Annotated in this window: 11 protein-coding genes; 5 read left to right on the forward strand and 6 right to left on the reverse strand. The window is 73.3% G+C overall.

Annotation, left to right across the window (positions count from 1 at the left end; genetic code table 11):
- Positions 1–7: 7 nt before the first annotated feature.
- From F1615_RS22250 to F1615_RS22265, 4 genes are all read left to right on the forward strand, one after another.
- The gene (locus F1615_RS22250; protein WP_149550806.1) at positions 8–2,440 is read left to right on the forward strand and encodes a type I polyketide synthase; all 2,433 of its coding nucleotides are present in this window, start codon (positions 8–10) and stop codon (positions 2,438–2,440) included.
- Complete coding sequence (locus F1615_RS22255; RefSeq protein WP_149550807.1) at positions 2,437–3,216, forward strand: thioesterase II family protein; 780 nt, start codon at positions 2,437–2,439, stop codon at positions 3,214–3,216. The genes F1615_RS22250 and F1615_RS22255 overlap by 4 nt, the downstream gene beginning before the upstream one ends.
- Positions 3,213–3,749, forward strand: coding sequence for a flavin reductase family protein (locus F1615_RS22260; RefSeq protein ID WP_244328815.1), 537 nt, complete (start codon positions 3,213–3,215; stop codon positions 3,747–3,749). Before F1615_RS22255 ends, F1615_RS22260 begins: the two co-directional genes overlap by 4 nt.
- Positions 3,750–3,921: 172 nt before the next feature.
- Positions 3,922–5,733 carry an NAD(P)/FAD-dependent oxidoreductase gene (locus F1615_RS22265; protein ID WP_149550808.1) on the forward strand — a complete coding sequence of 604 codons (1,812 nt, stop codon included), beginning with the start codon at positions 3,922–3,924 and terminating at the stop codon, positions 5,731–5,733.
- 113 nt (positions 5,734–5,846) lie between these two features.
- Here the strand turns inward: F1615_RS22265 and F1615_RS22270 are convergent, their stop codons facing one another.
- On the reverse strand, positions 5,847–6,605 hold the full coding sequence (locus F1615_RS22270; RefSeq protein WP_149550809.1) for a hypothetical protein: 759 nt from the start codon (positions 6,603–6,605) through the stop codon (positions 5,847–5,849).
- Between the two features lie 154 nt (positions 6,606–6,759).
- Here F1615_RS22270 and ggt point away from each other — a divergent pair, with 154 nt between their 5' ends.
- Positions 6,760–8,577, forward strand: a complete 1,818-nt coding sequence (gene ggt, locus F1615_RS22275) for a gamma-glutamyltransferase (protein ID WP_149550810.1) — start codon at positions 6,760–6,762, stop codon at positions 8,575–8,577.
- A 37-nt stretch (positions 8,578–8,614) separates the two neighbouring features.
- Here ggt and F1615_RS22280 read toward each other — a convergent pair whose 3' ends face one another.
- The 5 genes from F1615_RS22280 to F1615_RS22300 all read right to left on the reverse strand — a co-directional run bounded on the left by F1615_RS22280 (position 8,615) and on the right by F1615_RS22300 (position 15,784).
- Complete coding sequence (locus F1615_RS22280; protein WP_149550811.1) at positions 8,615–11,143, reverse strand: ATP-dependent Clp protease ATP-binding subunit; 2,529 nt, start codon at positions 11,141–11,143, stop codon at positions 8,615–8,617.
- 98 nt (positions 11,144–11,241) lie between these two features.
- A complete protein-coding gene (locus F1615_RS22285; protein ID WP_244328816.1) occupies positions 11,242–13,089 on the reverse strand; it encodes an ABC transporter ATP-binding protein in 1,848 nt (615 codons plus the stop codon).
- 95 nt (positions 13,090–13,184) lie between these two features.
- The gene (locus tag F1615_RS22290; RefSeq protein ID WP_149550813.1) at positions 13,185–13,622 is read right to left on the reverse strand and encodes a lasso peptide biosynthesis B2 protein; all 438 of its coding nucleotides are present in this window, start codon (positions 13,620–13,622) and stop codon (positions 13,185–13,187) included.
- Positions 13,619–13,873: a lasso peptide biosynthesis PqqD family chaperone gene (locus tag F1615_RS22295; protein WP_149550814.1), complete on the reverse strand. Its 255-nt coding sequence runs from the start codon at positions 13,871–13,873 to the stop codon at positions 13,619–13,621. Before F1615_RS22295 ends, F1615_RS22290 begins: the two co-directional genes overlap by 4 nt.
- A gap of 51 nt (positions 13,874–13,924) precedes the next feature.
- Positions 13,925–15,784: a lasso peptide isopeptide bond-forming cyclase gene (locus F1615_RS22300; RefSeq protein WP_149550815.1), complete on the reverse strand. Its 1,860-nt coding sequence runs from the start codon at positions 15,782–15,784 to the stop codon at positions 13,925–13,927.
- Positions 15,785–15,797 lie beyond the last annotated feature (13 nt).

Here is a 15,797-nt window from a genome sequence, read left to right on the forward strand (position 1 = left end):
GGGCACCATGGACCAGGCAGCGGTACGTCAGCTGATGGAGGACCAACTCAAACTGTCCCGACGGCTGCGGGAGCGGATACGCGAGCTCGAACACGAGCGGCGCGCTCCGGTCGCCGTCGTCGGCATGGGCCTGAGACTGCCCGGCGGCCTCACGTCCCCCGAGGCGTACTGGGACTTCCTGCGCGGCGACACGACCGCGTACTCCGGCATCCCGGCCGACCGGCCGGGACTGCGCGCCGCGTACGACCCGAACCCCGGGGTCCCGGGGCGCAGCTACGTCGACACCGCCGGATTCCTCACCGACATCGCCCACTTCGACGCCGACTTCTTCGGCATCTCGCGGCGGGAGGCGAAGCTCCTCGACCCACAGCAGCGACTGCTCCTCGAAACCGCCTGGGAGGCCCTGGAACGCGCCGGTGTCGCGGTGCGGCGCGCGGACCGGCTGCCGGTCGGCGTCTACCTCGGCATGATGGCGTCCGAGTACAGCGAACGCCTCGAGGACCGGGCGGACATGAGCCGCATCGACCCGTACTACACCACAGGGGGCGGCCTGTGCTTCGGCGCGGGGCGCATCAGTCACGTGATGGGCTTCTCCGGCCCTGTCGCCAGCGTGGACACCGCCTGCTCCTCCTCCCTCTCGGCGCTGCACCTGGCGGTGAGGGGCCTGCGCGCGGGTGAGTGCCGGTACGCGCTGGTGTGCGGCTCGAACCTCCTCCTGTCGGCCCACCTGATGGTGTCCCTGTGCCAGACGCGGGCCCTCGCCCCCGACGGCCGCTCGAAGTCGTTCCTCGCCTCCGCGGACGGATACGGACGGGGTGAGGGTGTCGGCGCGGTCGCGCTGATGCGGCTCGCCGACGCGGAACGCGAGGGCCGGCCGGTGCTCGCCGTGCTGCGCGGCTCCGCGATGGGCCATGACGGAGCCGCCTCAGGCCTCACCGCGCCGAACGGCTCCGCCCAGCAGGAAGTGATCGGTGCCGCGCTCGCCGACGCTGGGGTCGACGCCGGGGAGGTCGGCTGGATCGAGGCGCACGGTACCGGTACCGCGCTCGGTGATCCCATCGAGGTCGGCGCGCTCGCCGCCGTCCTCGGTGACGCCGTCCGTTCCCGCGGCTTCCCGCTGCCCATCGGCAGCGTCAAGTCGCGCATCGGGCACCTGGAAGCAGCGTCGGGTATCGCCGCGCTCATCAAGACGGTCCTGATGCTGCGGCACGGGGAGATACCGGCGGCCGCGAGTCCCGACGACGGGCCGCTCAATCCGCACATCCCCTGGGACGGCATCGCCTTCACCGTGCCGCGTGCCAACCAGCCCTGGCCCACGGAACTGCCGCGGCGCGTCGCCGGCATCAACTCCTTCGGCATGAGCGGTACGAACGTGCACGTCGTCCTGGAGGCATACGATGCCGCACCCGCACCCGCACCCGCACCCGCCGCCGCCGGTACACCGGTCCCGGCCGGCGTCACCGCGTCCGAAGCGCTCCCGGAGCTGATCACCCTTTCGGCCCGAACACCCGGGATCCTCCGCGAACTCGCCGACACTGTCGCCGACCTGCTGCGCAAGACCGGCCCGGAGCAGCTGCCCGCCCTCTGCCACACACTGCGCAGTGGCCGGGCCCCCCACCCGTGCCGCGTCGCGGTCACCGGTTCCACCCCGGCGGAACTCGCCGACCGGCTGGCTCGCGCGGCACGGGCGGCGAACGGTGCCGCGCACGGGACGACGCCGCTGCGCCGAGTGACACTGCGGGTGCCCGACGGCGTCGCGGCTCCGGCCGTGGCCGCGCTCGGACAGGCATTCCCGTGGCTGTTCGAAGGATCCGCCGAAACGGGCGGGCCGGAGCACCGGCTGGCCGCTGTCGTCGGCGAGTTCGGCGTACAGGTCCGTGCCGGCACGGACCCTTCCGGTGCCGCCTTCACCTATCCCGCGGCGGAGGGGGGCGGCGGTGCGCGAGCCCATCGTCTCGCGCTGCTCACCCTGCTCGGGCGGCTCTTCGAGGCCGGGGCCGATCTCCGCCTGGGTGCCCTGTGCGCCACGGGGACGCCGCTCGTCGCCGACCTGCCGACGTATCCCTTCCGGCGCGAACGCTTCTGGGTCGACGAGCCGGGCACCGGCGGACAGGGCGGTGGACGCCCGGAAGTGAAGACGGACGGCGGGGAGCCGCCCGAGACGTGGACGCGCGAGCGGATCCACGCCCATCTGCTCGCCGTGCTCAAGGACGCCCTGGAAGCCACCGACGAGCCCGACATGGAGTGCTCCTTCCTGGAGGCGGGTGGTGACTCCTTCATCTCCACGCTGTTCATCACCAAGGTCGAGGAGCGTTTCGAGGTCGGGCTCACGCGTGAGGAACTCCCGCTGGACCTGCCGTTGCGCACCCTCATCGGCAAGCTCGCCGACGACATCGCCGCGGGCGGGGCCGCCGCCACCGCACAGGAGGGACACCGGTGAGCGCCCTCGTCCGCCCTCGGCGCAACGACGACCCGGCGCTGCGCCTGGTGGTATGCCACCACGCCGGCGGCTCGGGCAGCGCCTACTTCCCGCTGGCCGCACGCGTACCCGAGGACTGGGACGTGCTCCTCGTCGATCTGCCGGGCCGCGGTCGCAGGCACCGCGAGGCACCCCTGCGCGACATGGGCGCCATGGCGGCCCGGGTCACCGAGGACGTGCTGCCGTGGACCGGGCCACCCCTCGCGCTGTTCGGTCACAGCATGGGCGCCGTCGTCGCGGTGGAGACCGCCCTCGCGCTGGAGGAGCGCGGGACACCGGTCGTCTGGGTCGGTGTCTCGGGACGGCTCGCGCCCGCGGACTGCCGGCCCGTCGCGCACCTCGACCCGCGGCTGCCCGACGAGGAACTGATGGCGGGACTCAGCTCGATGGGCGGTATCCCGGCGCGCTTCGACGAAGTCCCCGGCTTCCGCAGCCGCTTCCTGCGCCTGGTCCGTCACGACCTGCACGCCCTCGGCGCGGCGCGGACCGGCGCCCCGTTCCGACGGCTCGATGCGCCGATCACCGCGTTCGGCGCCACGCGCGACGATCTCGCGCCGGTGCACCTGCTCGCCAACTGGGCTGCTCTGACCCGGAGTGCTTTCACCCAACGGATCTTCGAGGGCGGCCACTTCCACTTTTTCGATGACGGTTTCGCCGCGCTGGGCCGGTCCCTTGCGGACGAGGTCCGGCGCGCGCCGACCGCCCTCGACCAGATTCCGACAGGAGGCCCGGCATGACGGGAATGAGGACGGTGCGGGCGGACATCGACATGCGCGTGTTGATGACGGGGTTCCCCACCGGCGTCTGCATCGTGACGTCCCAGGACGACGGCGTCCCCTGGGGCATGACCTGTACCTCCCTGTGCAGCGTCGCGCTCGATCCGCCGACCCTCCTGGTGTGCCTGCGCCGGGGCAGCCCCACTCTGGGCGCGGTCCTCGCCAGCAGGGCGTTCGCCGTCAACCTGCTGCACGACGGGGCCCGGTCGTCGGCGGAGCTCTTCGCGTCCGGCGCGGCCGACCGCTTCGACCGTATCGACTGGCGGGCCGACGACGAGGCCTGCGGCCCGCACCTGGTGCTCTCCGCGCACACCGTCGCCGACTGCGAGGTCAGCGCGACGAGCGAGGTCGGCGACCATGTCGTGATCATGGGCCGGGTGCGGCGGATGAGTGTCCTGCGAACACAGCAGCCGCTCCTGTACGGACTGCGCCGGTACGCGACCTGGCCTCAGGCCGTGGCCGACACCGACCCCCATCTCGACTTCATCAACTAGCACGCCGACCGGCCGCCATCCACGGGGCAGTGGCGGACCGGTGCGGCTGAGCAACCTGGAAGGTGCCGACGACGGCCCGTCTCCATACCCTCGGAACGGACCGGCAAGCCGCCGGACCCCTCCCGCGTCTGCCGGCCCGCCCAGCTCGCCCTGACCGACAAGAGGAGACGATGTGCCCGCCAACCAGGACGTGGTCGAGGACCCGGCAGGGAAACGTGTGCGAGCCGATGTGTGTGTCATCGGGTCCGGCATCGTCGGACTGATCAACACCATCGCACTCGCCAAGCGTGGACTGTCCGTCGTCTGTGTCGACCAGCCCACCGACAAGCAGCGGGAGAGCTACAAGGTCGGCGAGTCGCTGCTGATCTACTCCAACGCCTTCCTGCGCACGCTCGGGGAGCTGGACGACTCGCTCAACAACTCGTTCCAGAAGGCGGGCTTCTGGATGGCCCACGGCCTGGAGGGCCGCACGTCCTTCGACGACACCGTCTCCGAGTGGGGCTTCCAGAGCAAGTTGCCCGAGCGCTGGTACGGCAAGTTCACCAACCCCTACTTCCCGCGTGTGATGTTCCAGGACTCGCAGATCGTCCGGCCCGAGATCGAGGCCGAACTGCGCGAGCGGGCCGCCGCGATGGATGGCGTCACCCTGCTGAACAGGGGTCTGGTCCGCGACATCGAACTCGGCGACGACACCTCGGACCACGTGCTGACCTGGGTGTCGCGCAGCAAGAAGGAGAGCGGCGAGATCGCCGCCCGCTGGATGGTCGACTGTTCCGGCCGAGCACGTGTCCTCGCCCGTAAGTACGACCACGACCTCCCTCTGGACGAGGAGTTCAGGACCACCGCGGCGTGGGCGCAGTTCAAGAACTGTGACGACTCGCTCTTCGACGACCGCTGGAACTACAGCTTCCCCGACGGGGACGTGGCGCGCCGGGACCGCAACACGCTCCATCTGTGGGGCGACGGCTACTGGATCTGGGTCATCCGGCTGGCCGGGGACCGGGTCAGCATCGGCGTCTCCTACCATCGCGGCCGGCCGCCGGAGGACGGCAACGCGCGGGAGGTGTTCTGGAAGGTTCTGCGCCGTTACCCCATGCTGGACTGGCTCAAGGAGGAGGACGTCCTCGAGTTCAGCGCCTACCGGGACGTGCAGCACTGCACCGACACCTTCGTCTCGCCGAAGCGGTACGCGATGGTGGGCGACGCCTCGTCCATCATCGATGCCTATTACAGCCAGGGCATCTCCCTGTCGATGACCGTCTCCTGGCACCTGGCGAACATCGCGCAACGCGACATCCGGGACGGCACGCTCGACCGCGACTACCTGGACCACGTCAACCGCGCGGCGACCGCGGACTGGCGCATCATGCGCTCGATGGTGCGCTCCAAGTACAGCCCCGCGATCGCCGACAGCCGCTTCTTCGTCCTCGACCACCTCCTGGACCTGACGATCTTCGGAGCGGCGATGCTCGGCCGCTTCCGCGTCTCGCGGTGGCTGATGGAGACAGGCGGCCGCACGAGCCAGGAGACGTCCGAGCATGCGGCCCTGCGTGAAGGGCTCGGCCGTCGCCTCTTCCTGTCGCAGTCGGCGCCCTGGCACCACGTCGACCCTCATGTGGTGGCGTCCGCGGTGGAGCGGTGGCACCGCAGCCTGGAGCGCCGTGCCATCTGGCGTCTTGACAACAAGGTGAAGCTGCCCGCGGTCAAGGCGGGGCTGCGGGCGCACGCCGCCGTGCCCGGGATCTGGAAGCTACCGCTCAAACAGCGCGCCGAGGCGGTTGACATGACACTGCCCGCGCCTGCGAGGGAACCCGAGTTCCTGCAGGTGAAGGGAGACGAACACCGGCCGGTGCACATGGCGGTGTCCGGCACGGCGCTGCTCACCCTCGCCTCCGTCGCGACCGTCGTGGACATCGCGGACACCCAGGTGCGCAGATTGCGCGGACTCGCCGCAACGTTGCGCCGACGCAAGTCGGGCTGGTGAGCGCCCCCGGAACTCGCCGAGGCCCCGGCCGACGGGCCCCCGTCCGGCCGGATGGGGCACGGGAGAGCGCCTGACAGCAGGCCGGCCGGCCGAGGTCGGGGCGGGCGGTGTCCTCAGCCGTCCGCCCGGTGCGCCTTGCGCGGCGCCGGGGCCGGCAGCGGGGTCTGCGCCGCCCTGGTCACGTCCGCCACCAGTTCGACCACGTCGGGGCCGTAGGCCTGGGAGTTGACCACCTTCAGCAGCAGGACGAAGGAGCCGGTCCCGTGCTTGCGGGCCAGCCGCTCGTGGTGGCGGGCGAGATAGCGGGTGGCGGCCTGGTTGGTGATCGCGCGCTGGCCGCAGAACAGGAACACGGGGCGGGTCTCGCGCCGTTCACCGGCGGTCAGCCGGGCCAGCAGGACGTACTCGGTGACGCCCGGGTCCATGCGGTAGCGCTCGGAGCCGATCTGGAAGGCACCCCGGTCCGGGCCCGGCTCCGGATCGACGTTGACCCGCACCCCCGGCAGCATCGCCGCCATGTGGGCCACCATGCGGCGGTTCGACCCCGGGCCGCCGACGCAGAACTCGGTCCGCTCGCCGAAGCCCTGGTGCGCCGCGTCCTGGGTGACCACCTGGACGTGCGCCCCGCAGTCCTTGATCAGCGCGGAGAGCTCAAGCAGCGCGAACACGTCGAAGCGGTGCACGGCCGGTTCCGCCGTCGCCGGATCGCGGTTGACGACGAGCAGCGACTCGGAGTTGTCCGGCAGGCCGAAGAAGGCCTGCTTGCGCCGGAGCTTCCGCTTCCACAGATAGGTACGGGCGATCCAGCCCAGTGCGGCGCTGATGCCCGCGGCCACCACACCCAGAACGATGTTGCGTACGTCGTCAGTCATGGGCGCGCATGCTAGCGGGCCGACGCAAACCCGTGTTCGACACGCAGGCCACGGACCTACCCGCACCGTGGGCACGGCGCACCCGGGGCGACATCCCTGACGAGGGCATGCTGACGAACTAAGCTGCGCGGACGGCCCTTAACCGGAGGTGCGGATGCGTCGCCCTGTCGCACGGAGTCTCGCAGTCCTGGCGGTCGGTGCCGCCGTCGTGTCGGTGGGGGCGGCCGCGCCGCCCACCCAGCACGACCGGCCCGCCCGGCCCGCCCCCCACATCCCCAAGGTCCCGGTGGCCGTCGGACACGGTGGCGCGGTCTCCAGCGTCGACGCCGACGCCTCCGCCGCCGGGATCGAGATCCTGAGGAAGGGCGGCAACGCCGTCGACGCGGCCGTCGCCACGGCCGCCGCCCTCGGCGTCACCGAGCCCTACTCGGCCGGTATCGGCGGAGGCGGCTACTTCGTCTACTACGACGCCGGGTCCCGCACCGTGCACACCCTCGACGGCCGCGAGACCGCCCCGCTGACCGCCGGCTCCGGACTGTTCCTGGAGAACGGCGAGCCGATCCCGTTCGCCGAAGCCGTCAGCAGCGGCCTCGCGGTCGGCACCCCCGGCACGCCCGCCACCTGGCAGCGGGCGCTCGACAAGTGGGGCGAGCGCGGCCTGGGCACGGTCCTCAAGCCCGCCGAACGCCTCGCGCGCGACGGCTTCACCGTCGACGACACCTTCCGCGCGCAGACCGCCGCCAACGAGACCCGCTTCCGCCACTTCCCCGACACGGCCGAGCTGTTCCTCCCGGGCGGCGAACTCCCGGTCGTGGGCTCCACCTTCAAGAACCCCGATCTGGCGCGCACCTACCGGGAGCTGCGCCGCGAGGGCGTCGACGCCCTGTACCGGGGCGACATCGGCCGGGACGTCGTCACCACGGTCAACAAACCGCCCGTCGACCCGGATTCCGGCTGGAACGCCCGCCCCGGCGAGCTGTCCGCCCGTGACCTCGCCACGTACCGCGCCAAGTCCCAGGCGCCCACGAGGACCTCGTACCGCGGCCTGGACGTCTACTCCATGGCGCCCTCCTCCTCCGGCGGCACCACGGTCGGCGAGGCCCTCAACATCCTGGAGCGCACCGACCTCTCCGAGGCGAGCGACGTCCGGTACCTGCACCGCTTCATCGAGGCGAGCCGCATCGCGTTCGCCGACCGGGGGCGCTGGGTCGGCGACCCCGCCTTCGAGGACGTACCGACGAAGGAACTGCTCTCCCAGCGGTTCGCCGACTCGCGCGCGTGCCTCATCAAGGACGACGCCGTCCTCCCCAGCCCCCTCGCCCCCGGCGACCCCCGCGACCCGCGGCCCTGCGCCACGGGCGGCGCGGCCGCCCCGACGACGTACGAGGGCGACAGCACCACGCACCTCACCACCGCCGACCGGTGGGGCAACGTCGTCGCCTACACCCTCACCATCGAGCAGACCGGCGGCAGCGGCATCACCGTGCCCGGGCGCGGGTTCCTGCTCAACAACGAGCTGACGGACTTCTCCTTCGCCCCGGCGAACCCGGCCGTGCACGACCCGAACCTGCCCGGTCCGGGCAAGCGGCCCCGATCGTCGATGTCACCGACGATCGTCCTCGACCGGTACGACCGGCCGGTGGTGGCGCTCGGCTCGCCCGGCGGCTCGACCATCATCACCACCGTCCTCCAGACCCTCACCGGCTTCCTCGACCGCGGACTGCCCCTCGTCGACGCGATCGCGGCGCCCCGCGCCAGCCAGCGCAACACGGCGCAGACGGACCTCGAACCCGGCCTGTACGACAGTGAACTGCGGCAGAGCCTGCAGGCCATCGGGCACTCGTTCCGCGAGAACCCGGAGATCGGCGCGGCCACGGCCGTCCAGCGGCTGCCGGGCGGCAGGTGGCTCGCGGCGGCCGAGAAGGTCCGCCGGGGCGGCGGATCGGCGATGGTGGTCCGTCCGGCACGCTGATCACGTGCGGGGCGCCCCCGACCGGGGCGCCCCGGGCTCACAGCTCGGGCGCCGGCGTCTCCTGCGTACGGAACGTCAGACGCCCGTCCTGGCTGTCCACCGTCACCCGGCCGCCCTCCTGGACGCGGCCGTCCAGCAACAGCCGGGAGAGCTGGTTGTCGACCTCCCGCTGGATGGTGCGGCGCAGCGGCCGGGCGCCGTACTCGGGCTGGTAGCCGCGCTCGGCGAGCCAGTCCACGGCCGCGTCGGTGAAGTCGACCGCGATGCCCCGGCCCTTGAGACCGCGCCGGGTGCTCTCCAGCAGCAGGTCGGTGATCTGCCGCAGTTCGTCGGCGGTCAGCTGGCGGAACACCACGACCTCGTCGATCCGGTTGAGGAACTCGGGCCGGAAGTGCTCCCGCAGCGGCCGCAGGATCTGCTCGCGCCGCGCCTCCTCGTCCGCCTCCGCGCCGCCCGTCGCGAAACCCAGGGTCGCGCCGCGCCGGGTGATCGCCTCGGAACCGAGATTGCTGGTCATGACGATCACGGTGTTCGTGAAGTCCACCGTCCGGCCCTGCGAGTCGGTCAGCCGGCCGTCGTCCAGGACCTGGAGCAGGATGTTGAAGACGTCCGGATGGGCCTTCTCCACCTCGTCCAGCAGAAGCAGCGAGTAGGGGTGCCGCCGCACCACCTCGGTCAGCTGCCCGGCCTCCTCGTGCCCCACGTAGCCGGGCGGGGCGCCCACCAGCCGGCTGACCGTGTGCCGCTCCTGGTACTCGCTCATGTCGAGGCGCACCATCCGGTCCTCGCTGCCGAACAGCGCCTCGGCGAGAGCCCGTGCCAGCTCCGTCTTGCCGACGCCCGTCGGTCCGAGGAACAGGAAGCTGCCGATCGGCCGGTGGGGACTGGCGAGCCCCGCGCGGGAGCGCAGCACGGCGTCCGAGACGACGCGCACCGCCTCCTCCTGGCCGACGACCCGCTGGTGCAGATGCCGCTCCAGCCCGAGCAGCCGGTCCTTCTCCTCCTCGGTGAGCCGGCTGACCGGGATGCCTGTCTGCCGGGCCACCACCTCGGCGATCGCCTCGGAGTCCACCCACAGGCTCTGGCCCTCGTCGACCTCGCCGTCGCCGCCGGTCTCCGTGATCCGCTGCTTCAGCTCCACGATGCGGTCGCGCAGCTGGGTGGCCTGCTCGTACTGCTCGTCCGCGACCGCCTGGTCCTTGTCGCAGGTCAGCTGTTCGACCTCGCGCTCCAGCGCCCGTACGTCCGTGCCCTTGGTCCGGGCCCGCAGCCGCACCCGCGCGCCGGCCTGGTCGATGAGGTCGATGGCCTTGTCCGGCAGCCGGCGGTCGCTCAGATAGCGGTCGGACAGCTCCACGGCCGCCACCAGCGCCTCGTCGGTGTAGCGGACCTGGTGGTGGGCCTCGTAGCGGTCGCGCAGGCCGCGCAGGATCTCGACGGCGTCCGCGGGGGTCGGCTCCGGGACCATGATCGGCTGGAAGCGGCGGGCCAGCGCGGCGTCCTTCTCGATCCGGCGGAACTCCTCCAGGGTGGTCGCCCCGACGATGTGCAGCTCGCCGCGGGCGAGGGCCGGCTTGAGGATGTTGCCCGCGTCCATCGAACCGCCCTCGCCGCCGCCCCCGGCGCCGACGACGGTGTGCAGTTCGTCGATGAAGATGATCAGCTGGTCGGAGTGGGAGCGGATCTCCTCGACGATGTTGTTCATCCGCTCCTCGAAGTCGCCCCGGTAGCGGGTTCCGGCGACGACCCCCGTCAGGTCCAGGGCGACCACGCGCCGTCCGAGGAGTATGTCGGGCACGTCCCCCTCGGCGATCCGCTGCGCCAGCCCCTCCACGACGGCGGTCTTGCCGACACCCGCGTCACCGATCAGCACCGGGTTGTTCTTGCCGCGACGGGAGAGCACCTCGACGGTCTGCTCGATCTCCTGGTCCCGCCCGATCACCGGGTCGATGCGGCCCTCGCGGGCCAGCTCGGTGAGGTCACGGCCGTACTTGTCCAGCGTCGGGGTGCCCGTCGAGGTGCGGGGGCGTTCGGCGCGGGACTGCGTGGCCTCCGGTGCCTCCGGCGGACCGGAGGCGGCGAACCGGGCCGCGCCCAGGATGTGCCCCGCGGCCGAGTCGGGGTTGGCGGCGAGGGCGCTGAGTACGTGCTCGGGGCCGATGTAGCCGGCGCCGCTCGCCCGGGCCATCTCGTGGGCGTCCAGCAGGGCGCGCTTGACGGCGGGGGTCAGGGACAGCGAGGTCGGCGGCGGGGCGTCGCCGGGGCTGTGCTGGACCGGACCCGACCGGTCGTCGATCTGGGACGCCAGCGAGTCGGGATCCGCGCCCGCCCGGCTGAGCAGGCTCCGGGTCGGCTCGGCGGAGAGGGCGGCGCGCAACAGGTGCTGGGTGTCCAGGTCACGGCTGCCGTGCTCGGCGGCGTACTGGGCGGCGCCGCGCACCAGTTCCCGGGCGGGCTGGCTGAGGAGCCTGCCGATGTCGATCTGGCGGGGGCGCGCTCCGCCGAAGAAGCGGGCGAGGAATTCTGCGAACGGGTCACCCTCCGGGCCGACGAAACCACTCGTCATCGTCATCCGTTCCTTCGCTGGGTCGACGTGCCGGGGCCGGGTGGCCCGGCCGGGGCTCGCTCATGCCCACGATGACACGATCCGTATGCACGGGCACGTCAGGAGGGCGACGGGGCGCGGCCCGCGGACGGGTGTCCGCCCGGCCGCAGCATCTGGCCCGCGGCCAGCTCCCGGTAGAGGGGATGCGTGGCCAGCAGCTCCTCGTGCCGCCCCTGGCCGACGGTGCGGCCCCGGTCCAGGACGACGATCCGGTCGGCGTGCCGCACGGTGGACAGGCGGTGGGCGACGACCAGCAGGGCGCACTCCCGGGCCACCTCCCGCATCACCGTGGTCAGCGCCGCTTCGTTGATCGCGTCCAGGTGAGAGGTGGGCTCGTCGAGCAGCAGCAGCGAGGGACGGGCGAGCAGGGCGCGGGCCAGTGCCACGCGTTGGCGTTCGCCGCCGGAGAGGGTGCTCCCGCGCTCGCCGACGACGGCGTCCAGGCCGCCGGGCAGCCGGTCGACGACCTCTTCGAGCCGGGCCAGTTCCACCACGCGCCTGAGCTCCGTCTCCGGGGCGCCGGGCACCGCGTAGGCGATGTTCTCCCGCAGGGTGCCGTGCACGACGTGGGTGTTCTGGTCCACGACGGCGAGGCGGCGCCGGCACGCGTCGCGGCCCAGTTCGGCGGCCGGCCGGCCGCCGAAGAGCACGGTGCCCGCGTCCGGCTCGTAGAAGCCCGCCACCAGTGCGAACACCGTGCTCTTCCCGGCGCCGGAGGGGCCCACCAGGGCGACCTGGCATCGCGCGGGGACGGCGAAGGACACGCCGCGCAGCACGGGCCGGTACGGTGCGTAGCCGAAGTGGACGTCGTCCAGGGCGAGCGTGGGCCGCTCGCGGTCGTCCGGTGGGGCGGGGCGGGGCCGGACGGTGAGGTGGGCCGGTGCGGACACCGGCCCGGTGCGCTCGACGGGCAGGCGCATCGCCTGCTCGACCCGGCGGTGGGCGCCCATGCCGCGCTGGATCTGGCCCACCGCCTGGAACAGGGAGGACAGCGGCAGGACGAGGTACGAGGCGTACAGCAGGAAGGCGACGAGGTCGCCCAGGGACCCCGAGCGCCCGCCCACGCGCAGGCCGCCGACGACGAGGACCAGGAGGAAGGAGCCCTGCACGGCGAGTTCGACGGCGGGACTCATCACGGAGGCGAGCTTCGCGGTGCGCACGCCCGCGTCGTGCGCCTCCGCGACCCGGGTCCCCACGCGGGCCGACTCCCGTGCTTCGGCGCGGTGCACCCGGACCATGGGCAGGGCGCCCAGCGCCCGTTCCAGATCGGCGGCGATGGCACCGACCGCGTGCTGCATGCGCTCCGAGGCGCGCCGGATCGCCTTGAGCAACGAGGTGACGACACCGGCCGCGACGGCCACGGTCAGGACGACGAGGAGCAGCAGCAGCGGGTCGAGCCACGCCATCAGGACGAGCGCCCCGGCCGCGACGATGCTCCCGGTGACCAGATCGGCCAGGGCCTGGGAGACGACCTCGCGCAGCAGCGTCGTGTCGGCGGTGACGCGCGAGACGAGGTCGCCGCCGCGGTGGCGGTCGTACTCGCGCATCTCCAGCCGGAGCAGCCGGTCGACCAGGCCGAGCCGGAGCTGCCGTACGACGCCCTCGCCGGTGCGCTCGAGGAGGAACCGGCCCACCGATCCGGTCACGGCCTCGGCGAGGAACAGCGCGCCGAGCAGCCCCAGCAGCGGCCAGACGACCTGCCCGCGGCCGCTCGCGTCCACGGCCTGCCGGGCGACGAGCGGCTGGGCCAGCCCGAGGGCGGAGCCCGCGAGGGTCAGCAGCACGGCCAGAGCGATGGCCCGCCGGTGCCCTGCGGTGAGGCGGCAGAGCGTACGGATCGCGGCGCGGGTGGACCGGTCCTCGTCCGAGGGCGCCGGGGTGCCGGTACCCCCGGCCGACTGCCCCACGCCCCGGTCCGGATCACCGGCCGCCGCAGCGCCTGGCGACGGGGCGTCGGGTGCCGGGCACGGCGGGTGCGGATTGCCGGGGGTGGGGCGGGTGGTCATCGGGCCGGTGGGCGGGAGGGCGGTTCCACGGAGACCAGCCGGGCGAAGTAACCGTCCGGCACGCCCTCGCCGACCGGGTGGCCCTCGGCCTCGATCCAGGCGTGGGCGGTGAACGGCGGCACGACACGGACCCCGGCGCACCACGTCGGCCACGTCCCGCCCAGCCGGCACAGCAGCGCGGCGCCCAGGGAACGCGGCAGACACCCCTTCGGCCCGGTGCAGCGGAGGCTGACGGCGCACAGGGCGTCGCGCGCGGCCTGCGCCTGGACGGCGGTGGCGGGCGCCGCGCCGCGCCGCAGCACGCGCAGCACGGCGCGGATGCGGCGCGGCGGCAGCAGGGCGAGTGCCGCGGCGGGCGCCAGGACCAGCCGGGCGGCCAGCCGCCGTCCGAGCGGCACACCGGTCGGGCGTTCCAGCGCGCTGGGCGTCGTCATGAGGCCAGCCCCGCCGCGCGCAGGTCACCGACGAGCGCCTCGACGTCCCGCAGGGCCTGCGCCGGCTCGATGTCGAACTCGCCGACCAGGGCGGCGACCGCGTCGGCGACCTCGCCGCCGTCCAGCAGCGCCCGCACCACCGTCGTGGCGGTGGGATTCAACTCCCAGTAGGTTCCGGCCCGTTCGTCCAGGAGCACGGTGCCGTAGTCGGTCTCGGCCGTGGAGACGTGTGCGTCGAAACGCAGGGGCATGGCATCGCCTTTCTGCGCCGCGGGGCGGAGATCCCCGCGGCACGCGCGGGGCTAAGGGATACGGGTACGGGAGCCGGAGCGGCTGCGGGCGCGCCCGCGCAGCCACACCTCGGCGGCGATCGTCGAGTAGAGCACGGCGTCGGACAGCCCGGGGGAGGCCGGCCGCCGGGCGAGACGGCGCAGCTCGGCCCCGTCCACCAGACCGAGCCGCTCCAGCCTGGAGTCCTCCCACAGCGCCAGCAGCTCGGCGCGGTTCTCGCGCAGTCCGTTGGAGGCGTCCATGGAGGCCGTGGCCTTGGTGGTCCGGCGCAGGCACGGCTCGGGAACCATCCCGCTCATCGCGGCGGTCAGCACCGGTTTGTACCGGAAAGGCGTGACGCGTTCGGCCGGACGCACGGCGAGGCACGCCTCGATGACCCGGTCGTCGAGGAAGGGGGAGGCCATCGGCAGGCCGGTGCGGGCCGCCATGTGGTCCCACTGCCTGATGACCCGTGTGGTGGAGCGGATCTGCTCCAGGTCCGCGTGCATGCCCCGGTCGGGGTGCAGCGGAGCCGCCGTGGCGGCGGCGTCGAGCAGCGCCCGGCGCACCATCCGCCCGGCGTCCGCGGTCACCCAGTCGAGCAGGCGGGGGGCCATGCCCCAGCCGAGTCCCGTGCCGACGGAGGACGACGCGGCAGGTGCGCGCAGCCGGCCGGCGGTCCCGGCGAGCCACTTCCCGTACGGCCGGGTGTCGGCCAGGGCGCGGACCGTGCCGCCCAGCGGCCACTGCCACAAGGCCCGGAATCCGCGCAGCTGCCGCACCGCGTGCAGGGGGCGGGTGCGCAGCAGCCGGTGGTAGTAGGCCTCGGAGCACCAGGCCACGTGGTCGCCGCCGATGCCGGTCAGGTGCACCCGGCTGCCGCGCGCGGCCAGCCCCGGCAGGTGGTGCAGGGTCCGGGAGCGGTCCATCACGCCGATGGTGGGTTCGTCCAGTACGTCGTCGATGCCGAGCAGGTCGTCGTAGACCAGCGGCGAGGCGTCGGCGTCCCAGACCACGTGCTCGACGTCCGGGAGGTACCGGGCCGCCTGCTCGGCCCAGTACAGGTCGGTGTCCGCCGGGTCGCGTCCGGGCCAGGTGCCGGCCACCACGCGCGCGGGGGAACGGTCGGCGAGGAAGCAGACGGAGGTGGAGTCCAGCCCGCCGGACAGGTCGCAGCTGACCACGCCGCCCTGCCGGGTCCGCGCACCGACGGCTTCCTCGAGCGCCGCGCGGACCGGGCCGGCCGCCTCCGCCAGCGGTACGACCGGTTCGGGCGGCGTCCACCAGCGGGTGTGCCGGGCGCCGCGCCCGTCCGCCGCGACGACCACCGCGTCCTGCGGGGCCACGGCGGTCACGGCGGGCCACAGGGACGTCTCGTACAGCGGATACGGGGCGGGCCACAGCAGCCGGACGGCCAGTTCCACGGGATCGGGGTCGAGGCCGAGGGCGTCGGCGAGCGCGTCGGCCCGGGTGGCGACGACCCGTGTGCCGCCGATCTCCGTGTGGAAGACCAGGCGGAGGCCGGATGCCGTGCCCTGGACTCGGATCCTCCCGTCGAGCGCGGCCACCAGGTGGAAGCTGCCCGGGAGGGACCGGGCGAGCGCGTCGACCTCGGCGAGGTCGCGCAACCGGGCCACGCGGGGCCGCAGTTCGTCCGCCGTCACGGGGCAGCAGCCGATGACCGCCAGGGCGGCGTCACCGGTGTGCACGGTGACGGCCTCGTCGTCGCGCCAGTGGCCGACCAGCCAGGGCCGGCCCGAGGGATGATTCACGGTCCGGCTCCCGGACCGGGCGAAGGAGCGGGCCACGGCGGCCGCATCCTCGCGGTCGGTGAAGACCGCGAAGTGCGCCTCGCCGGGGCCCGTCCCCGCACTCGCGTGCAGTGGCGTCATGCGTCGGGTCGGT

This window comes from Streptomyces marokkonensis (assembly GCF_008312835.1).
Taxonomy (GTDB): Bacteria; Actinomycetota; Actinomycetes; order Streptomycetales; family Streptomycetaceae; genus Streptomyces; species Streptomyces marokkonensis_A.